This window comes from Actinocorallia sp. A-T 12471 (genome assembly GCF_033875155.1).
Lineage (GTDB): Bacteria > Actinomycetota > Actinomycetes > Streptosporangiales > Streptosporangiaceae > Actinocorallia.
In genome coordinates, this window is record NZ_JAWZTE010000004.1 from 659,341 (window position 1) to 678,288 (window position 18,948).

At 71.7% G+C, this 18,948-nt stretch carries 14 protein-coding genes; 7 read left to right on the forward strand and 7 right to left on the reverse strand.

From position 1 onward, the window contains the following. Position 1: 1 nt before the first annotated feature. From R9X44_RS15240 to R9X44_RS15255, 4 genes are all read right to left on the reverse strand, one after another. Positions 2-994: an ABC transporter permease gene (locus R9X44_RS15240; protein ID WP_319814794.1), complete on the reverse strand. Its 993-nt coding sequence runs from the start codon at positions 992-994 to the stop codon at positions 2-4. Beyond that, complete coding sequence (locus R9X44_RS15245; RefSeq protein ID WP_319814795.1) at positions 991-1,959, reverse strand: ABC transporter permease; 969 nt, start codon at positions 1,957-1,959, stop codon at positions 991-993. The genes R9X44_RS15240 and R9X44_RS15245 overlap by 4 nt, the downstream gene beginning before the upstream one ends. Next, entirely contained in the window at positions 1,956-3,539 is a 1,584-nt protein-coding gene (locus R9X44_RS15250; protein WP_319814796.1) for a sugar ABC transporter ATP-binding protein, read from the reverse strand. The genes R9X44_RS15245 and R9X44_RS15250 overlap by 4 nt, the downstream gene beginning before the upstream one ends. A 100-nt stretch (positions 3,540-3,639) precedes the next feature. After that, complete coding sequence (locus tag R9X44_RS15255) at positions 3,640-4,716, reverse strand: ABC transporter substrate-binding protein (RefSeq protein WP_319814797.1); 1,077 nt, start codon at positions 4,714-4,716, stop codon at positions 3,640-3,642. A 160-nt stretch (positions 4,717-4,876) separates the two neighbouring features. On the opposite strand from R9X44_RS15255, the gene R9X44_RS15260 reads away from it, so the two are divergent. The 6 genes from R9X44_RS15260 to R9X44_RS15285 all read left to right on the forward strand — a co-directional run bounded on the left by R9X44_RS15260 (position 4,877) and on the right by R9X44_RS15285 (position 13,260). After that, complete coding sequence (locus R9X44_RS15260) at positions 4,877-5,893, forward strand: LacI family DNA-binding transcriptional regulator (protein ID WP_319814798.1); 1,017 nt, start codon at positions 4,877-4,879, stop codon at positions 5,891-5,893. Positions 5,894-6,023: 130 nt separating this feature from the next. Next, positions 6,024-6,824 carry an SAM-dependent methyltransferase gene (locus R9X44_RS15265; RefSeq protein WP_319814799.1) on the forward strand — a complete coding sequence of 267 codons (801 nt, stop codon included), beginning with the start codon at positions 6,024-6,026 and terminating at the stop codon, positions 6,822-6,824. Positions 6,825-6,989: 165 nt separating this feature from the next. Further along, positions 6,990-7,532: a hypothetical protein gene (locus tag R9X44_RS15270; protein WP_319814800.1), complete on the forward strand. Its 543-nt coding sequence runs from the start codon at positions 6,990-6,992 to the stop codon at positions 7,530-7,532. Between the two features lie 133 nt (positions 7,533-7,665). After that, positions 7,666-9,732 (forward strand): TerB N-terminal domain-containing protein, encoded by a 2,067-nt coding sequence (locus R9X44_RS15275; protein ID WP_319814801.1) that lies wholly within the window; start codon positions 7,666-7,668, stop codon positions 9,730-9,732. Further along, the gene (locus R9X44_RS15280) at positions 9,729-11,057 is read left to right on the forward strand and encodes an ATP-binding protein (RefSeq protein ID WP_319814802.1); all 1,329 of its coding nucleotides are present in this window, start codon (positions 9,729-9,731) and stop codon (positions 11,055-11,057) included. Before R9X44_RS15275 ends, R9X44_RS15280 begins: the two co-directional genes overlap by 4 nt. Beyond that, the gene (locus R9X44_RS15285) at positions 11,029-13,260 is read left to right on the forward strand and encodes a DEAD/DEAH box helicase (protein WP_319814803.1); all 2,232 of its coding nucleotides are present in this window, start codon (positions 11,029-11,031) and stop codon (positions 13,258-13,260) included. Before R9X44_RS15280 ends, R9X44_RS15285 begins: the two co-directional genes overlap by 29 nt. Here the strand turns inward: R9X44_RS15285 and R9X44_RS15290 are convergent. Then, the gene (locus R9X44_RS15290) at positions 13,220-13,912 is read right to left on the reverse strand and encodes a TetR/AcrR family transcriptional regulator (protein ID WP_319814804.1); all 693 of its coding nucleotides are present in this window, start codon (positions 13,910-13,912) and stop codon (positions 13,220-13,222) included. The genes R9X44_RS15285 and R9X44_RS15290 overlap by 41 nt on opposite strands. Positions 13,913-14,014: 102 nt before the next feature. Between R9X44_RS15290 and R9X44_RS15295 the strand changes: the two genes are divergently transcribed. Then, a complete protein-coding gene (locus R9X44_RS15295) occupies positions 14,015-15,154 on the forward strand; it encodes an NAD(P)/FAD-dependent oxidoreductase (protein ID WP_319814805.1) in 1,140 nt (379 codons plus the stop codon). Between the two features lie 4 nt (positions 15,155-15,158). Here the strand turns inward: R9X44_RS15295 and R9X44_RS15300 are convergent, their stop codons facing one another. Further along, entirely contained in the window at positions 15,159-18,296 is a 3,138-nt protein-coding gene (locus tag R9X44_RS15300; protein ID WP_319814806.1) for an ATP-binding protein, read from the reverse strand. Further along, the gene (locus tag R9X44_RS15305) at positions 18,293-18,946 is read right to left on the reverse strand and encodes a hypothetical protein (protein WP_319814807.1); all 654 of its coding nucleotides are present in this window, start codon (positions 18,944-18,946) and stop codon (positions 18,293-18,295) included. Before R9X44_RS15305 ends, R9X44_RS15300 begins: the two co-directional genes overlap by 4 nt. Positions 18,947-18,948: the final 2 nt, after the last annotated feature.

Sequence of the window (18,948 nt, forward strand, 5' to 3'; positions counted from 1 at the left end):
GTCAGCTTCGGGTGCGCGAGAGCGAGCGCTGGACGACGACGACGGCGAGCAGGAACAGTCCGCTCACCACGGACTGGAAGTTGCTGTCCAGCGTGCCGACCTGGTTGATGACGTTCTGGATGACCCGCAGCAGCAGCACCCCGAAGACCGTGCCGAGCACGGTGCCCGCGCCGCCGGTGAGCAGGGTCCCGCCGATGACGACGACGGCGATCGCGTCGAGTTCGAGCCCGACGCCGATGACCGTCACGCCGGACTCCAGGTAGGCGGCGGTCATCGCGCCGGAAAGCCCGGCGAGCAGGCCGCTCAGCGTGTAGACGGCGATCTTCGTGCGGGCGACCGGCAGGCCCATGAGCACCGCCGACGACTCAGCGCCGCCCGTGGCGAACAGCGTCTGGCCGAAGCCGGTGCGGCGCAGCACCACCCCGCCGACCGCGAACAGCGCGAGCGCGAGGTAGACGGGGTAGCCGATCCCGAACAGCTCGCCGCGCCCGATCTCGAGGAACGCCTCGCTCTGGGTGATCTTGTAGGTGGTCGAGCCCTCGTCGGTGATCGCCAGCAGCAGGCCGCGCGCGAACAGGAGCGTGGCGAGCGTGACGATGAACGGGGCCATCCCGGTCCGCGCCACGAGCAGCCCGTTGACGAGCCCGATCAGCCCGCACACGGCGAGCGGCAGCAGCAGCGCGCCGAAGAACCCCCACTGCGACCCATAGGCGGCGAGCACGCCGCCGAGCGCATAGACAGATCCGACGGACAGATCGATACCACCGGAGATGATGACGAAGGTCATGCCGAGGGCGATGACGGCCAGGAACGAGCTGTCCAGGGCGAGGTTGCCGAGGTTGCCCGGCGTGCCGAAGTTCGGGAACGCCGCCCAGGCCACCACGGTCACCAGGACGAACACGACAGCCGCGCCCTGCCTGCGCAGTGCGTCCGCGACTGACCCGCCGTCCCGCCGCTCGGGCCGGGGGGTCTTCACCAGGGTGGGCGCGCTCATCGGCTGCTCCGCTCTCGCGCGGCGTACACCGCTGCCACGATGATCGCGGCCTGGACCATCTGGGCCGTGGAGTCCGGCAGGTTGTGCTTGATGAGGGTGGCCCTGACCAGCTGCATGAGCAGCGCCCCCGCGACGGTCCCGGCGACGCGGACCTTCCCGCCGGTCAGCGGGGTGCCGCCGACGACGACCGCGGTGATCGCCGACAGCTCCATCAGCATGCCGATGTCGGCGGGGTCGCTCGCGCCGAGCCGCGCGGTGGCGAGGATTCCGGCGAGCGCCGCGAACACCCCGCACAGCACGTAGACGATGATGAGGACACGCCGGACGGGCAGGCCGGACAGCTCGCTCGCCGGCCGGTTCCCGCCGATCGCGACGAGCCGCCGCCCGAACGTCGTCCGCCGCACCAGCAGCCCCGTCGCGACGGCGAGCACGCCCGCGACGAGCACGCTGACGGGAATGCCGAGCACGTCACCCGAGCCGAGGTACAGCAGGTCGGGGTTCTGGATCTGCTTGAGCCGCCCGTCGGCGATGACGAGCGCGAGGCCGCGGCCCGCGACGAGCAGCGCGAGCGTCGCCACGATCGGCTGGATGCCGACCCGTGCCACGAGCAGCCCGCTGCACAGCCCGGCCGCGACGCCCGCGCCGAGCGCGACGAGCAGCGCCGCGACGAGCCCGTACCCGAGGTACAGCGGGATCAGCGCGGCGGCCAGCGCCATGACCGCGCCGACCGAAAGGTCGATGCCCTCGGTGCCGATCACCAGGGCCATGCCGAGCGCGACGACGACGATCGGCGCGACCTGCACGAGCTGGGTGCGCAGGTTCCCGACGGTGAGGAAGTTGGCGGTGAACACGATGTTGAACAGCAGCAGCGCGACCACCGAGACGTAGACGCCGTAGTTCTGCGACCACGCCATCACCCTGCCTCGGTCAAGGCGCGGCCGGGAGGCGAGTCCGGCGGCGGTCATGCGGGGGTCCCTTCGGAAGCGGCGGGGTCCTGCGCGTCGGCGGGCGCGTCGCGCGGGGCGTCGAGCGGTGCGGCGTGCTGCGACAGCGCGGCGAGCACGCCCGCCTCGCTGACGTCGTCGCCGCGCAGGTCGCCGACGACCTCGCCGTCGCGCAGGACCACGAGCCGGTCGGAGCCTTCGATGAGCTCCTCCATGTCGGAGGAGATGAGCAGCACGCCGAGGCCCTCCCCGGCGAGCTCGTCGATGAGTTTCTGCACCTCGGCCTTCGCGCCGACGTCGATGCCGCGCGTGGGCTCGTCGAGGAGGATCAGTTTGGGCTGGAGGCACAGCCAGCGCGCGAGCAGCACCTTCTGCTGGTTGCCGCCCGACAGTTCGGCGACCTTCTGCTCGGGGTCGGCGACCTTGATCCGCAGCCGTTTCACGAACGTGTCGACCACGGCGTCCTGGCGGGCCCTGCTGACCAGGCCGAACCGCGAGAGCCTGGGCAGCGCGGCGAGCGCGATGTTCTCGCGCACCGACAGCTCGGGGATGATGCCGTGCGCCTTGCGGTCCTCGGCGAGCATCGCCATGCCCGCGTCGATCGCCGCGCCGGTGCTGCCGGGCTTGACCTCGCGCCCGCCGAGCACGACGGTGCCGCGCTCGACCGGCAGCGCGCCGAAGATGGCGCGCGCGGTCTCGCTGCGGCCCGACCCGAGCAGCCCGGCCAGCCCGACGACCTCGCCGGACCCGACGGTCACCGACACCCCCGACAGCCGGTGTCCGCTGGTCAGGTCGCGGGCCTCGAGCAGCGCGCCGGACGCGCGGTGGCCGTCGTCGCCGAAGCTCGTCGCGCCGTGCGCGCGCACCTCGCCGAGGTCGCGGCCCAGCATCAGCGACACGAGCGCGAGCCGGTCGAGGTCGGCGAGCGCGCCGGTGTGCACGAGGCGGCCGTCGCGCAGGACCGTCACCCGGTCGCAGATCCGGTACAGCTCGTCCATGCGGTGGCTGACGTACAGGACGGCGATGCCGTCGCGGTGCAGCCGTCCGATCACCTCGAACAGCGTCTCGACCTCGCGCGGCTCGAGCGACGACGTCGGCTCGTCCATGATGACGACCTTCGCCTCGACCGACACCGCGCGGGCGAGCGCCACCATCTGCTGCGCGCCGATGCCGAGCGAGCCGAGCTGCCGCCGCACGTCGCCGGTGATGCCGTACCCGGCGAGCAGTTCTGCCGCGTCGGCCTCCATGCGCCGCTTGTCGATCAGGCCGAGCCTGGTGCGCGGCTCACGGCCGAGGAAGACGTTCTGCGCGACGCTCATCAGCGGGACGAGGTTGACCTCCTGGTAGATGGTGGAGATCCCGGCCCGCTGCGCCTGGATCGGCCCGGCGAAGGAGACCGGCTCGCCCCGGTAGCGGATCTCCCCGGCGTCCTGGCGGTGCACGCCGGTCAGCACCTTGATGAGGGTCGACTTGCCCGCGCCGTTCTCGCCGACGAGCGCGTGGACCTCGCCGGGACGCAGCGCGAACGACACGTCGTCGAGCGCGCGGACGCCCAGGAACTCCTTGGTCACGCCGGTGACCTGGAGCACGGGTTCGCTCACGGCTACTCCTTTCGGACGGACCGGCCGGGCCCCGTCACCCCGGGCGGGGCCCGGCCGGAATCTCGGGCCGGCCGGGCGCGCGGGCCCGGCCGGGACGTGACTAGTAGGCGTTGCCGATCTTGTCGGCGGCGTTGGTCTCGTCGTACTCGTCGTCGGAGATGATCACGTTCGCGGGGATCGGCTTGCCGTCAAGGAACTCCTGGAGGGTCTGGAAGGCGAGCTGGCCGAAGCGCGGGTTCGACTCGACCACCGCGTTGTAGGCGCCCTCGGTGATGAGCTTGACCGCGTTGCGGGTGCCGTCGATCGAGACGATCTTGATGTCCGTGCCGGGCTTCTTGCCGGCCGCGCGGATCGCGTTGACCGCGCCGATGCCCATCTCGTCGTTCTCGGCGTAGACGGCGTTGATGTCCGGGTGGCTCTGGAGCAGCTGCTCCATCACCGACTGGCCCTTGGACCTGTCGAACTCACCGGTCTGCTCGGCGACGATCTCGATCCCGGACGAGCCCGCGACCTTGTCCTTGAAGCCCTTGGTCCGGTCGGTGGTGACGTTGTTGCCCGACGAGCCGAGCAGGATCGCCACCTTGGCCTTGCCGTCGGTGATCCGGATCATCTGGTCGGCGGCGCGCTCACCCTGCTTGACGAAGTCCGACCCGATGAACGTCAGGTAGTCCGCGCACGGCTCGGACGTCACCTTGCGGTCGATGGTGATGACCGGGACCTTCTTGGCCTTGGCGGCGTCGAGGGCGGGCTGGAGGCCGTCGGAGTTGAGCGGCGCGACGATGAGCGCCTGCGCGCCCTGGTCGAGCAGCGACTTGATGTCGCTGACCTGCTTGCCGAGGTCGCTCTGGGCGTTGGTGACGAGCAGGTTGCCCGACGGGATGCCGAGCTTGCCCGCCTCGTCCTTGATCGACTGGGTCTCGGCGATCCGGAACGGGTTCGCCTCCTTCTCGGACTGGGAGAAGCCGATCTTGGCGGTCTTGAGGTCGATCTTCGGGTAGCCGGTCTGGTCGATCGTGCAGCCCGTGCCGTCGCCGGGCTGGGTGGCGGCCGCGGTCGCGGCGGGGCCGTTGCCCGTGGTCTCGTCCTCGGTCTCGCTCTTGGCGCACCCGGTGAGGACCAGGGACAGCGCCGCGACGGCGACCAGGCCGCGCGTCATGAGCCGTTCGGAAACTCGCAAGGGAACTCCTTCGGGGGGTGGGGGTACGCGGGAGGCGTGGCCTCGGCCCTGCCTCCGGGTCGCGCTGCGGCATTTTTACAACGTTGGAACAACGTTGTAAATAGCCCTGGGCGATCTGTAGTCTTCGGCTGCGGGGACGGATCACACGAAGGGAACGCCGATGGCTGCAACACTGAAGGACGTGGCGGCGCTCGCCGGAGTGTCGGTGAAAACCGTCTCCAACGTGGTCAACGGCTACGGCTTCGTGAAGCCGGAGAACCGCCGCAAGGTCGAGGAGGCGCTGGCCGCGACCGGGTACCGGCCCAACATCGGCGCGCGCAACCTGCGCCGCGGCAAGACAGGGTTCATCGCGCTCGTCCTGCCTGAGTTGTCGATCCCGTACTTCGGCGAACTTGCCGCGCTCGTCATCACCGCGGCGCAGCGGCACAACTGGAACGTGCTCATCGAGCAGACGCAGGGCACCCGCGACCGGGAGCGGTCAGCGCTCACCGCGATGGGCCCGCACATGATCGACGGCGCGATCCTCAGCCCGCAGGCGCTCGCCGCGGAGGACTTCGCGGCGTTCCACCGCGAGATCCCGCTGGTCATGGTCGGCGAGCACGCCGTCGACGTGCCCATCGACCACGTCGCCATCGACAACGTTCTGGCCGCGCGCACCGCGGTACGCCATCTGACCGACCTCGGCCGCCGCCGCGTCGCCGCCATCGGCCGCAACCCCCGGCGCGGCACCGCGTCGCTGCGCATGGAGGGCTACCGCGCCGCGCTCGGCGAAGCCGGACTTCCCGTGCTCGACGAGCTCATCGTCCCGGCCACCGAGTACCACCGCCGCGACGGCGCCGAGGCGATGCGGCATCTGCTGTCGCTGCCCGAGCCGCCCGACGCGGTGTTCTGCTTCAACGACCTGCTCGCCATCGGCGCGATGCGCGCGGCCGCCGACCACGGCCTGCGCGTCCCGCACGACCTCGCCGTCGTCGGGTTCGACAACACCGAGGAGAGCGCCTACAGCATCCCGTCGCTCACCACGATCGCGCCGGACAAGTCGGCGATCGCCACGACCGCCGTCGACCTGATCGCCCGCCGCGTCGCCGAGCCGGCCGAGGACTTCCCCGTCCAGGACATCCAGACGCCGTTCACCCTGAAGGTCCGCGAGAGCACCGCGGCCCGTCCGGACGCCTAGGCCGCGCCGTGCGGCGGTCCGGTGAGCGAAACGCCCGGCCCGGTTATCACGATCTGTCGTGATCTGGCGGGGCGTACGGCGTACAGTGGGCAACGAAGATCATCCGTACCGCTTCCCGGGGGAGTACACCGTGTCCGCCGAACTGCCGCAGATCGACCAGACAGTCCCACACCAGGCGCGGGTGTGGAACTACTTCCTCGGCGGCAAGGACTACTACGCCGCCGACCGCGTGTTCGCCGAGTCGGTGATCGCCGCCTACCCCGCCATGCGCGACATCGCCGTGGGCACCCGGGGGTTCCTCACGCGCGCCGTCCAGTACCTGACGGCCGAGCAGGGCGTCCGGCAGTTCCTCGACGTCGGCACCGGCCTGCCCACCGCGGGCAACACGCACGAGATCGCGCAGGCCATCGCGCCCGAGTCCAAGATCGTCTATGTGGACAACGACCCGCTGGTGCTCGTGCACGCGCAGGCGCTGCTGAAGAGCAGCCCGCAGGGCGTGTGCCGCTACCTCGACGCCGACGCCCGCGACCCGGAGAAGATCCTCGCCGAGGCCGCCGACACCCTCGACTTCAGCGAGCCCGTCGCGCTGAGCATGCTCGGCGTGCTCGGCACGGTCTGGGACGACGCGCGGGCCCACGAGATCCTCCAGACGTTCGTCGCGGCGCTCGCCCCCGGCAGCTACGTCGCGCTCGAGGACGGCACCAACACCGTCGACGTCGAGGCCGCCACGGACGCCGAGAAGGTCCGCGACGAGGAGGGCGGCTACGAGTACAAGCTCCGCACGCCCGCCCAGATCGAGGGTTTCTTCGCCGGTCTCGAACTGCTGCCGCCCGGTGTGGTGTCCGTCACCCGCTGGCGTGCCGAACCCGACCTGCGCGGCGAGCTCCCCGCCGAGGTCGACGCCTACTGTGGCCTGGCACGCAAGCCCTGACGCGGCGGCCGCTACCTGACACCCGCGATCGGCGATGGGTTGCATGCGACACATCGCCGATTCCGGTCAAAACCCACGAAGATCACACGCACGATCTAGGGTGACTCCTGCTTGTTCATCGTTCCGTCCAACAGCAGAGTCGAGCAGTTAGGTGGCGAGAAGTCCATGAAGCGTTTCGCCGTCAGGTCCGCGGTGGCCGTCGGGATGGCCGCGGGTCTCGCGTTGACGCCCACCCCCGCCCTGGCTTCTCCGGCGTCGCCCGGCGTCGAGGACGTCGTCGTGCGGCAGGGCACGGTCTCCGGGGCCGAGCTGATCGCCAAGGCCGCGCGCGCCGGCACCCCCTACAGCGCCGCCGAGGCCGCCGCGATCCGCAAGGCCCCGTGCCGCTGGGTCGAGCGCAAGTCGGGCTACCGCAAGTCCAAGAAGGGCGCGTGGCTCTTCTGGGTGAAGGTCAGGCTCGACTGGTGCTACAACGGCGGCGAGGTCGTCTCGGCCAAGGCCAAGTACCGCAGCTACACCCGCAACAAGAACGTGTACCGCTGGCGCGGCTGGGCCAAGAAGCAGCTCGTCCACACCTCGAACTGGAGCTCCGTCACCACCCGCGTGAAGGGCAAGTTCTACTACACCGGCGACGGCCGCACCTACAAGCCGTGGGCGACCATCACCGGCCGCCGCAACGGCTCCGCCAAGTGGTGGTCGGGCACCTGACCCCCGCACGGTGAACCCGTCGCTCACCGGGACCCGACACGTCCCGGTGAGCGGCCCTCGGATTCGTCTCGGAACGGAGACGAAAAGAAGGAACGGGGGCGGGGATCACGCGGGGGGTTGGAGTATCGGGGGCATGGCGCATCCGGGGCGGGGGACGCGGGCCGGGTGGACGGTGGCTCCGCGTCCGATGGAGATCGGCGGGTACCGGCTGCCCGGGGAGCTGCTGTACTGGGGGCAGGGGCTGGCCGACGCGGCGGGCGGCGGGATCGAGCCCGCGCTGGTCGATCCATGGCTGCCGGTGGACTGGCGCGACCCCGACTGGCACGGACGGACCCTGGCCTACTGGCCGTCCTACAGCGACCTGACGCCGCAGGCACGGGCCGCGTACCTGTCCTGGATCGGCTCGGGAAGATCCCACCCTGACGCGCCCATCGGCTACGTGTTCCTGTTCTTCTACGGGCTGGAACGGCGGCTCCTGCACGACCTCGTCAACTCCCCCACAGCGTTCGACGCCGAGTTCCCGGTGATCGCGCGCGAGGTGGACAGGCTCCTCGACGTCTACGGGGATAACGCCTCGTTCAGGCGTTACGCCAGGGAGTTCAGGGAGACCGCACTGACGCTGCATCTGTCCCGGTTCGACCTGACCGGGCACCCGCCACCGCCGCCCGACCGGCTGCACGTGCCAGCCGCGCTCAGGCTCGGGCTGAGCGGCTTCGCGACGGCGAAGCTGCCGCTGCCCGCGAACTGGGCGCTGGCCTGGGTCAGATCGCGTCCCGACCACGCCCCGCGCACCCCGCTGACCCGCTGCGCGCCGGAGTTCCACGCGCTCTTCGCGCTCCGCTACCGCGACCGTTTCGGCGACGGCCTGATCCTGCGCCCGCGCGCCAAGGACATCAAGGCCGAGTACCGCCCGGCGAGCCCCGGGTTCCGCCGCACACTCGAACTGGCGTTGCCCGGCCAGCCCGACGTGTTCGCGCACGCCGCCCCGCTGCGCAAGGCGGTCTCGCTGGTCGAGGAGTGCGCCGACGCACTCGACCCCTACAGCAGGTTCCTCGGCCGCAGGCCCGACGGGCGCGGCTCGCTCGGCGCGGTCGCCGTCCTCCCGCCCGACCTGCCCGACGACCATCCGGGCGAGGCCGCCGACCTCCTCGAATGGGCGGCCTCCTACCTGGGCGGCATGGCGATGGTGTCGGTTCCTGCCGAACACCTCGTCGCGCGGATCAGCGCCGCCGAACCCGTCAAGAAGGATTTTGTGGACGCCGCCCGTGTCCTCGACCGAGCGGGCGTCGGCATGGAACCCGACCCGCGCATGGGCGGTCCCGTCCAGACGACGGGACGGATCGTGCTGTTCCGCGCCGAGGGACCGCCGGACGCCGCGCCGTCCGAGCCGTACCAGTCGGCGGCGCTGCTGCTGCGTCTCGGCGTCGCGATGAGCGCCACGGACGGGACAGTCGCCGCCGAGGAAAAAGCGCTGCTCGTCGCGCATCTGGAGAAGGGCCTCGACCTGACGCCCGGCGAGCGGACCAGGCTGCGGGCGCACCTGCGCTGGCTGCTGACGACCGAGCCGAAGCTCACCGGCCTCACCAAGCGGGTCGCCGGACTCGACGCGGGGCAGCGCGAACGCGTCGCGGGGTTCCTCGCTGCCGTCGCCGCCGCCGACGGGGTGATCGACCCGGCCGAGGTGAAGCTGCTGAAGCGGATACGCAAGATGCTCGGCCTCGACCCCGAGGCCGTGCACACGAGCCTGCACGCGGCGGCGCTCTCGCCGCCGCCCGCTTCCGCGCCGGTGACCGTGCGGGCCGCCGACCCCGTCGTCCGGCACCCGATCCCCGCGCCCGAGCCCGACGGGTCGGTGCGGCTCGACCCCGCGCTGCTGGCCGCACGGCTCGCCGAGGCCGCCGAGGTCGCGGCGCTGCTCGGCTCGGTGTTCGAGCAGGACGAGCCGCCCGCGCCGCCCGCCCCCGCCGCGCCGCCCGTCGCCGGGCTCGACGCCGCGCACTCCGCGCTGCTGCGCGCGCTCGCCGGACACGACGTGCTCCCCCGCGCCGACTGGGAGGCCCTGGCCGCCGAGGCGCGGCTGATGCCGGACGGCGCGCTCGACCGGCTGAACGAGGCGGCCCTTGAGCACACCGGCGAACCCGTCGCCGAGGGCGACGACCCGATAGAGATCAACAGGTACGCGATGGGAGAACTGCTGTGAGCACCGCCGCCAGGATCCGGCCGCGCGAACGCGACGCCCTGCTTCAGTCGCTGCGCGCGGGGGTCGTGCCCCGGCTCGGCCAGCACCACGTCCAGGTGGGGCGGGCCGCCGAGCTGCGGGCGCTGCTCGGCGACATCGAACGGATCGCCGACGGCGGCTCGGCCATCCGGCTCGTCGTCGGCGAGTACGGCGCGGGCAAGACGTTCTTCCTGCATCTCGTACGCAACGTCGCGATGGAGAAGCGGCTCGTCACCGCGCACGCCGACCTCAACCCCGACCGGCGGCTGCACGCGACGGGCGGCCAGGCGCGCGGCCTGTACGCCGAGCTGATGCGCAACCTCGCCACCCGGGCCAAGCCCGACGGCGGCGCGATGCAGAGCGTTGTCGAACGGTTCGTCTCGACCGCGCTGACCGAGGCGGGCACGGCGGGGGCCGACCCCGCGCGGATCATCAGGGACCGGCTCGCGGAGCTGGCGCAGATGACGGGCGGCTACGACTTCGCCGAGGTCGTCGGCGCGTACTGGCGCGGCCACGACCTTGGCGACGAGCAGCTGAAGGCGTCGGCCGTGCGCTGGCTGCGCGGGGAGTACGGGACGCGGACCGAGGCGCGGCAGGCCCTGGGCGTCAGGACGATCATCGATGACGGCAACGTCTACGACCATCTGAAGCTGATGGCGCGGTTCGTCAGGCTCGCCGGGTTCGACGGGCTGCTGCTGTGCGTTGACGAGCTCGTCAACCTGTACAAGCTCGCGTCCTCGCAGGCCAGGAACTCCAACTACGAGCAGATCCTGCGCATACTCAACGACGTGCTCCAGGGCTCGGCGGGCCACCTCGGGTTCGTCTTCGGCGGCACCCCTGAGACGCTCACCGACACGCGTCGCGGCCTGTACAGCTACGCGGCCCTTCAGTCGCGGCTGGCGGAGAACTCCTTCGCGTCCGACGGGCTCGTGGACCTGTCCGGGCCGGTCGTCAGGCTCACGTCGCTGACCCAGGAGGACATGTACGTCCTGCTGATGAAGGTCAGGAACGTGTACGCGGCCGGCGACCCGGCCGCCCACCTCGTGCCGGACGAGGCGCTGATGGAGTTCATGCGGCACTGCTCGCAGCGGGTCGGCGACGCCTACTTCCGCACGCCGCGCAGCACAGTCAAGGCGTTCTGCGACCTGCTGGCGATCCTCGAGCAGAACCCGGGCGCGGACTGGCGGGGCCTGCTCGGCGGCGTGGCGCTCGCCCCCGAGTCCAACCCCGACCTCGCGCCGCTTGACGATCCCGGCCAGGACGACGGACAGGACAGCGATGACGACCTCGCCGGATTCCGCCTCTGAGGCGTCCCGCGCGTTCGACCGGCTGCACCCCGGCGTCCGGCGCTGGATCTGGGAGCAGGGCTGGCACGACCTGCGCGACGCCCAGGAGGCCGCCGTCGCGCCGCTGCTCGACGGCGACGCCGACGTCCTGATCAGCGCGGCGACCGCGTCGGGCAAGACCGAGGCGGCGTTCCTTCCCATCTGCTCGGTGCTGGCCTCGGCCGAGCCCGGCCCGGGGATCTCCGCGCTGTACGTCGCGCCGCTCAAGGCGCTGATCAACGACCAGGATGAGCGGCTCGAAGGGCTCTGCGGCGGGCTCGGCATCGCCGTCCACCCCTGGCACGGTGACGTGCCCGGCTCCCGGAAGGCACGGGTGCTGGCGCGTCCGTCGGGGATTCTGTTGATCACGCCCGAGTCGCTTGAGGCGCTGTTCGTCCTGCGGGGCACCCGGGTCGCCGCGCTGTTCGCGGACCTGCGTTACGTGGTCATTGACGAGCTGCACTCGTTCATCGGGATCGAGCGCGGGGCGCAGCTCCAGTCGCTGCTGCACCGGCTTGAGCTCGCGGTCCGGCGCAGGGTGCCGCGCGTCGGGCTGTCGGCGACCCTCGGCGACATGGCCGCCGCCGCCGAGTTCCTGCGGCCGCGCGGCGGCGACGGGGTGCGGATGATCACCTCGGCGTCCGAGGGGCAGGAGCTGCGGTTGCAGGTGCGCGGGTATGTGCAGCGCAGGCCGGTGCCCGGCGAGGAGCGGCCCGCGCCGGACCAGACGTCGGCCGTCGCCGCGCACCTCTTCCGCACGCTGCGCGGCTCGGACAATCTCGTGTTCGCCAACGCGCGGTCCAAGGTCGAGGAGCTGACTGACCGGCTGTCGCGGCTCAGCGAGCGGCAGGGGGTGCCGAACGAGTTCGTCCCGCACCACGGCGCGCTGTCCAAGGAGATCAGGGAGGACGTCGAGGCGCGGCTGAAGGACAGGTCACGGCCCGTCACCGCGGTGTGCACCTCGACCCTGGAGATGGGCATCGACATCGGGTCGGTCACGTCGGTGGCGCAGGTCGGCGCGCCGAACTCGGTCGCCGCGCTGCGGCAGCGGCTCGGGAGGGCGGGGCGGCGCGGCGGGGCTGCGGTTCTGCGCGTCTACGTCACCGAGCAGGAGGTGACCGGGGACACCGCGCCGCAGGACAGGCTGCGGGCGCAGCTCGTCCAGACGATCGCCGTGGTCAACCTGCTGCTCGACCGGTGGTGCGAGCCGCCCGACGCCGGGGGGCTGCATCTGTCGACCCTCATCCAGCAGTGCCTGTCGCTGATCGCCCAGCACGGCGGCGTCACCCCCGCCGAGGCGTACCGGACGCTGTGCGGGAAGGGCCCGTTCCACCACGTCGACCAGCGGATGTTCGCGGCGCTGCTCCGCGATCTCGGCGCGGCGCGGATGGTCCGTCAGGAGGGCGACGGACTGCTGCTGCACGACGAGGAGGGCGAGCGGCTGGTCAACCACCACAGCTTCTACGCCGCGTTCGACTCGCCCGTCGAGTTCAGGCTCGTCGGCGACGGGAGGCAGCTCGGCACGCTGGCCCCGGTCGCGCCGCCCGTCCCCGGGAGCCTGATGATCTTCGCGGGGCGGCGCTGGAAGATCGTCGCGGTGGACGAGCGGAGCCGGACGATCGAGCTGACCGCCTCGTCCGGGGGGCGTCCGCCGGACTTCACCGGGGCCGGGGCCACGGTCCACGACAGGGTCAGGCGTGAGATGCGCAGGGTCTACGAGAGCCCGGAGACCCCCGTCTACCTCGACGCGACCGCACAGGAACTGCTCGCCGAGGCGCGCGCCGACTACCGGATGCTGCGCCTGCACGAGAGCCCGATCCTCGCCTGGGGCGGCGACACGCTCGTCTTCCCCTTCCGCGGCGACCCCGTCATGACGGCGCTCGGGCTCGCGCTGCACCTGGACGGCCTGCGCTTCGAGCAGTCAGGGATCGCGCTGTGCCTGAGCGGCGTCTCCCCCGACGACCTGCTGGCCCGGCTCCGCGAGCTCGTCATGTCAGCTCCCCCGGACGCGCACGACCTCGCCGCGCTCGCACCCGGCAAGACCATCGACCGGCATGATCCGCTGCTCGGCGAGGCCCTGCAGACCGCCGCCTACGCCGCGCGCCGCCTCGACGTCCCCGGCGCGTGGCAGACGCTCAAGGCGCTCACCGCTGCGGGGGGCGGGTCGTCGCCGTCAGGCCGGTGAGGAGGAGGTCGAGGCCGGTGGTGAACTGGTCGCGGTCGTCGTGGTCGCGCAGGGCCTCGGTGACGTGGGGCAGGAACGGGTAGGCGGCGGGGTCGAGGCGTGACCAGTGGGCCGCGGTCTCGGCGAGGAAGACGTCCCGGTGGACCGACGGGTCGACGGTGACGGCCGGGGAGATGATCTGGGCACTGACGCCGGTGATGTAGTTGAAGATCGCGGTGGCGACGGCGAAGTGGCGCTCGGCGGGCAGGCCGGTCTGGGTGACCAGGACGCCGATCCGGTCGAGCAGGCTGAGCGTGTGCTCGAGGGTGGCGGGGGCGGTGACGCGGAAGGCCGCCCACGGGTGGCGGTCGAGCGCGTCGAAAACGGTGACGGCGAGGGCGCGCAGGCCCGCGACGCCGCCCTCGGGGCGCGGTGCGTCGGCCAGCGCCTCGCCCAGCACGTGGTCGGCGGCCAGGGCGATGAGTTCGTCCTTGTTCGCGACGTGCCAGTAGAGGGCCCCGGGGCCGGTGTTCAGCCGCTGGGCGAGCAGCCGGAAGGTGAGCCCGCGTTCGCCGTGCTCGTCAAGGAGCTCCACGGCGGTGCCGACGACGATCTCCTGGGAGAGGGCGTCGGCGCGTCCGCCCGCGGGGGCCCTGCCTCTTGTCCGTGCCATGTCCCCATTTTGACACATCATGGAACGGTGTACCATATTGTTATGGAACGACATTCCATATAGATCCCGACGCACCGTGGGCCGGGAGAGACGGGGAAGACCATGAACACCGAACACCAGCCGATCGTCATCGTCGGCGCGGGCCTCGGCGGCCTGACGCTGGCGCGGGTCCTGCACGTCAACGGCATCGCGTCGGCCGTCTACGAGGCCGAGTCCTCGCCCACCGCGCGCACCCAGGGCGGCATGCTCGACATCCACGACTTCAACGGACAGATCGCCCTCAAGCAGGCGGGGCTCTACGAGGAGTTCCTGGGCCTCGTCCACGAGGGCGGCCAGGCCACGCGGGTCCTCGACCAGCACGGCACGGTCCTCCTCGACGACCCCGACGACGGCGCGTCCCTGCGTCCCGAGGTCCCGCGCGGCGAGCTGCGCCGCGTCCTGCTCGAGTCGCTCCCCGAGGGGACCGTCAGGTGGGGTCACAAGGTCACCGGGACCCGCACCCTCGCCGACGGCAGGCACGAGGTCTCCTTCGCCGACGGATCAGCCGTGACGGCCGACCTCCTGGTCGGCGCGGACGGCGCGTGGTCGCGGGTGCGTCCGCTGGTGTCGGACGCCAAGCCCGAGTACGTCGGCATGTCCTTCGTGGAGACCTACCTCCACGACGCCGACACCCGCCACCCGGCCGCCGCCCAGGCCGTCGGCACGGGCGCGATGCTCGCGCTCGCCCCCGGCAAGGGCATCCAGGCGCACCGCGAGCCGGGCGGCGTCCTGCACACCTACGTCGCGCTGACCAAGCCCGCCGAATGGTTCGCCGACATCGACTTCACCGACGCCGCCGAGGCGCGGTCACGCGTCGCCGCCGAGTTCACCGGCTGGGCCCCCGAACTCACCGCCCTGATCACCGACGCCGACACCCCGCCCGTCCTGCGCTCCCTGCACACCCTGCCCGCCGACCACAGCTGGCCCCGCGTCCCCGGCGTCACCCTCATCGGCGACGCCGCCCACCTCATGCCCCCGTCCGGCGAGGGCGCCAACCTCGCCATGTACGACGCCGCCCAACTCGCCACCCTCCTCGCCGCCCACCCCACCTCCCCCGAAACCGCCCTCCACCTCCACGAATCCGCCATGTTCCCCCGCAGCGCCGAAGAAGCCAAAGACTCCGCCGAACTCCTCACCATCTCCTTCGGCCCCACCACCCCCCACTCCATGACCACCTTCTTCACCAACACCCCCCAGCCGTAGGGCGTCATCCAGATGCGCGGCTGATGATCTCCGCTTCGGTGAGCGGGCCTGCCGGATGATGGCTCAGGCAGTTGGGCGTACGGACCAGCGCCTCGCCCAGCCCCGTGCTGTAGGCGTAGAACTCGCCAGGGTTCAGCCGGGCGACGCGGTCTGCGCCGCCGCCCCGCGCCTGGGCGAGGCCCTTCACGACGTCGAGCTGTGTCTTGGAGTTGATGCGGCCGATGAACTGGGTCGTCGTGTTGCCCGAGATCTGGTTGTGCAGTCCCTTCGGCGCCTGCGTCGCGAAGACGAGGCCGAGCCCGTACTTGCGCGCCTGCGAAGCCAGGGTGAGCGTGCTGGCCAGCGCCTCGCTCTTGGGGACCGCGGGCGCGAAGGACTGCGCCTCGTCCATCACATACAGCCCGCTCAGCGGGCGGTCCCGCGCGGGATTGCGCTTGATCCACGAGAACAGCGCCATCTGCAGCCTGCTGACGAAGCCGCGCCGCGCCTCGTCGGGAAGCCCGATGAAGCTGATCACCGACACGCGCGCCCGTTTGCCGCTCGACGGGGTGAGGAGCCGCGCGGGATCCACGGGTTCGCCGTCTCCGGCGAACAGCGGGTCGGTGATCCGGGCGGCGGTGAGCAGCTGGCCCGCCTCGGCGGCCAGCTCGTCTGCCTTGTCGATCTGCCCGGCGATGTTGAGCGGCAGGTCCGACAGCAGCGCGATGAACGCGGTAAGGTCCCGGCCCCCCGACCTGGCGAAGTGTTCGAGCGCCTTGCGGAGCACCGCGAGACCCTTCTGCGCCTTGGCGCTCGCGCCGTCGTACTTCACCCGCGGCGCGAGCGCCGCCACCGCCGCGGAGAGCGCGGAGTCGAGCTCGTCCTTGTCATCGAGGACCGCGCCGAAATCCGGAAGCGGCTGGAAGCTCAGCGGCCGTCCCCTGCTGCGGCCCGGCGTCCAGACGACGACCTCGGTCTCCTCGTGGTAGCGGGCTGCTTTCGCGGCGTCGCCGTCCTGCCACGTCGCCGGAGGCTCCGGCCACTCGTCGCCGAGCCTGGCCATGTCGTTGTTGGGGTCGAGCACGATCGACGACACCCCGAGCAGCGCGCACTCCTCCACGAGCCGCCGCAGGAACACGGTCTTGCCCGATCCGGAGCCCGCGAACACCGCGGTGTGCCGGGTCAGCGTCTCCAGGTCGATCTCCAGATCGTTCCCGGTGTCCACCCGTCGGCCGACCTTGATCCGGTGGGAGCTCGCCGGTATCTCGGTGAGGACGGCGGCCCGTGGTGCCGCAACCGGCGTGACCGGTGTGGTGGAAACCCCCGGCAGGTCGCCGAGCAGTTCCGTGCCGTGGGCCGGACGGCGTGACCTCACCCAGGCGTCGAAATGCGGATCGTTCGCGCTCGCCATGATCCGCAACGCCTCGAAGACGCGCAGATCGTCCGCACGCGCGAGCAGGGAGAGCCCGCCGCACTCCTTGAGCTGCGCGAGGCGCTGCCGGGTCTTCGGGCCCTGCGACCACGCGTGGTTGCGCAGGACGACGAGGTGCCTGTCCGGCGCCGCGGAGTCGACGCCCGAGGCGGCGATCGCCGCGTTCAGCCTGTTGAACGCGGCATTCGCGTTCGGCGAGCAGATCATGCGGAAGGCCCAGTGCCGCTGTTCCTCCGACTCCGCGCTCAGCGACTGGCGGAGCCGCGCGTGAAGTGCCGGTTTGCGGCCGGGAAGCGGGTCGATCGAGAACCCGTGTCCCGCGTCGCCCAGCTCACGGATCCACGCGTCGAGACCCGCGGCGAGAAGGCGCGGCACCTCCTCGTCCTCGTGCTCGTGGTCGAAGGACCGGGAGACGTCCGCGGCGTCACGCAGTTCGGCGAAGCTCGCGTCGAGCCGGGCGAGATCCGGATCGGACGCCGTCTCCCCGGGCGATGCCGTCGGCTGCGGTACGGCGGCGGGCTCGGCGGACCTCGGCTCGGCGGGGTCGAAGCTCGTCAGGAGCCGTGCCTCACCCTCGGCACGGCAGACGGCGATGTGCTCGCTGATCCGGCGCAGCACGGTTCTCGGCGTGAGGCCGCGCGCGGACTCGAAGGCGGTGGCGGCCACCGGCCACACCGGGTCGGGCGGCGTGAAGCCCGCCGCCGCGAACGCGGCGGCGAACCTGCGCTCGACCATCGCGCGCGCCAGCTCGGCGCGCTCGATGTTGCCGAGGATCAGGGACGGGCGGAACCTGTCCCTTGCCGTGTTGACCGCATGGTCGGTGATGAGCCCCCACGAGCTCGGCAGGCACGCCAGCAGGCACAGGGTGCGCTGCGTGGTGTGCCGCAGGTCCATCAGCCCGCCCGCGATCTCCTCGATCATGTCCTTGCCGGACTCGCCGTCGCCCGGCCGCACTCCCGCGAGATCACGCGCTCGCGACGCGGCCTTGAGGATGGTGTCCACCTGGTCGACGGCGATGACGCTGGGACCGGTCAGCGCCAGAAGAGCCGACAGCTCCTTCACGATGTCCCGCGGGGTCTTGGACTGTTTGCTGAGACCCCATCGCTGCCTGTCCCCCTCGGCCGCCTCCTCCGCGGAACTCAGATGATCATGGCCTACGTCCAGTGCCGCACCCGACGCCACGGCGTAGAGGGCCAGCGCCCGGAGGGTGTCCCGAAAGCGCTGCAACCGCCGGTCGTACCGCACGAGTCCGGCGACCAGGGCGTCAAGGTCGTCTCTGCTCAGGTCTCCGCTCTCCGGTCCGACACGGTCGCTGACGTCGGCCAGCCGGGCGAGCGCGCGCAACGCCGTCACCGCCTGGGTCTCCGCCCCCTCGGCCTCGCCCGCGCGGCCCAGGTCCTCGACCATCGCGTTCGCGGTCAGCCGCCAGAAGTCGTCCCCCGCGCTGAAGTCCACAAGGAAGAAGTAGCCGCCGCGCCGGATGACCTCGTTCTTCACCCAGCCGAGGAGGTGCGTCTTGCCCGCGCCTCCCCGGCCCTGGACGACCACACCGAGCGGGCTGGTCACCGATGCCGCCTTCGCCTCGGCGATGGCGTCACCGACCAGCAGTTCCGCTCCCGGATGCATTCCCTCGACGTGGAAGGCCGGGGTGCTCCATGCGTGCTCCCCCGTCGCCGCCCAGTCCAGCCGCACCGCGATCTCGCGAAGCGCCCGCTCCTGGTCCTCCCTCATCGGGCCTCTATCGCCAGGAGATGGTTGTCCTCCCCGCCCACCCGCACCGCCGCCGCGCGGTCGGCCGCGGTGAGGTTCCGCTGGTCGGCCTGCGGCACGAGGTGCACGCCAGGCGACCGGACCATCGAGCGCAGTTCCTCGTCGACCACGCTGCGAGACAGGTCGCCGAGCAGGGCGCGCAGCGCCGAGAGCGGCACCCAGTCCTGGGGCTCACGCGCCAGTTCCCAGTAGGCCCGCCTGATCAGCGAGGACGGCTCGACGGCTGCCTCCTCCGCCGCGGCCTTGCGCTTCGTCCCCTTGAGGGCGACCGCGACGAACTCGTTGAGCGCGAGGTCCTCCGCCGCAAGGAAGCGGCCGACCAGGTCGAGCACGCCGTAGAGCGCGCCGCCCACCGACCCGCTGCGCGGCGGCCTGCTTCCCGAGAGTTCGGCAGTGCACCAGAGCCACCCCTTGTCGAGGAGTTCGTGGTGGTAGGACCGGCCGATCCTGTCGCTTCTGGTCAGGCCGAGATCCTCCAAGCGCCTGCGCAGTTCCCCATTGAGCGGGTACCCGACGTGCTCGGCGAGCTCCGGGTTCGACGCCTCGCCGCCCAGCGTCATCAAACCGAGCAGCAGCGCCCGGCCCTTCACCCCGATGTCGCGCTCGTCCATGT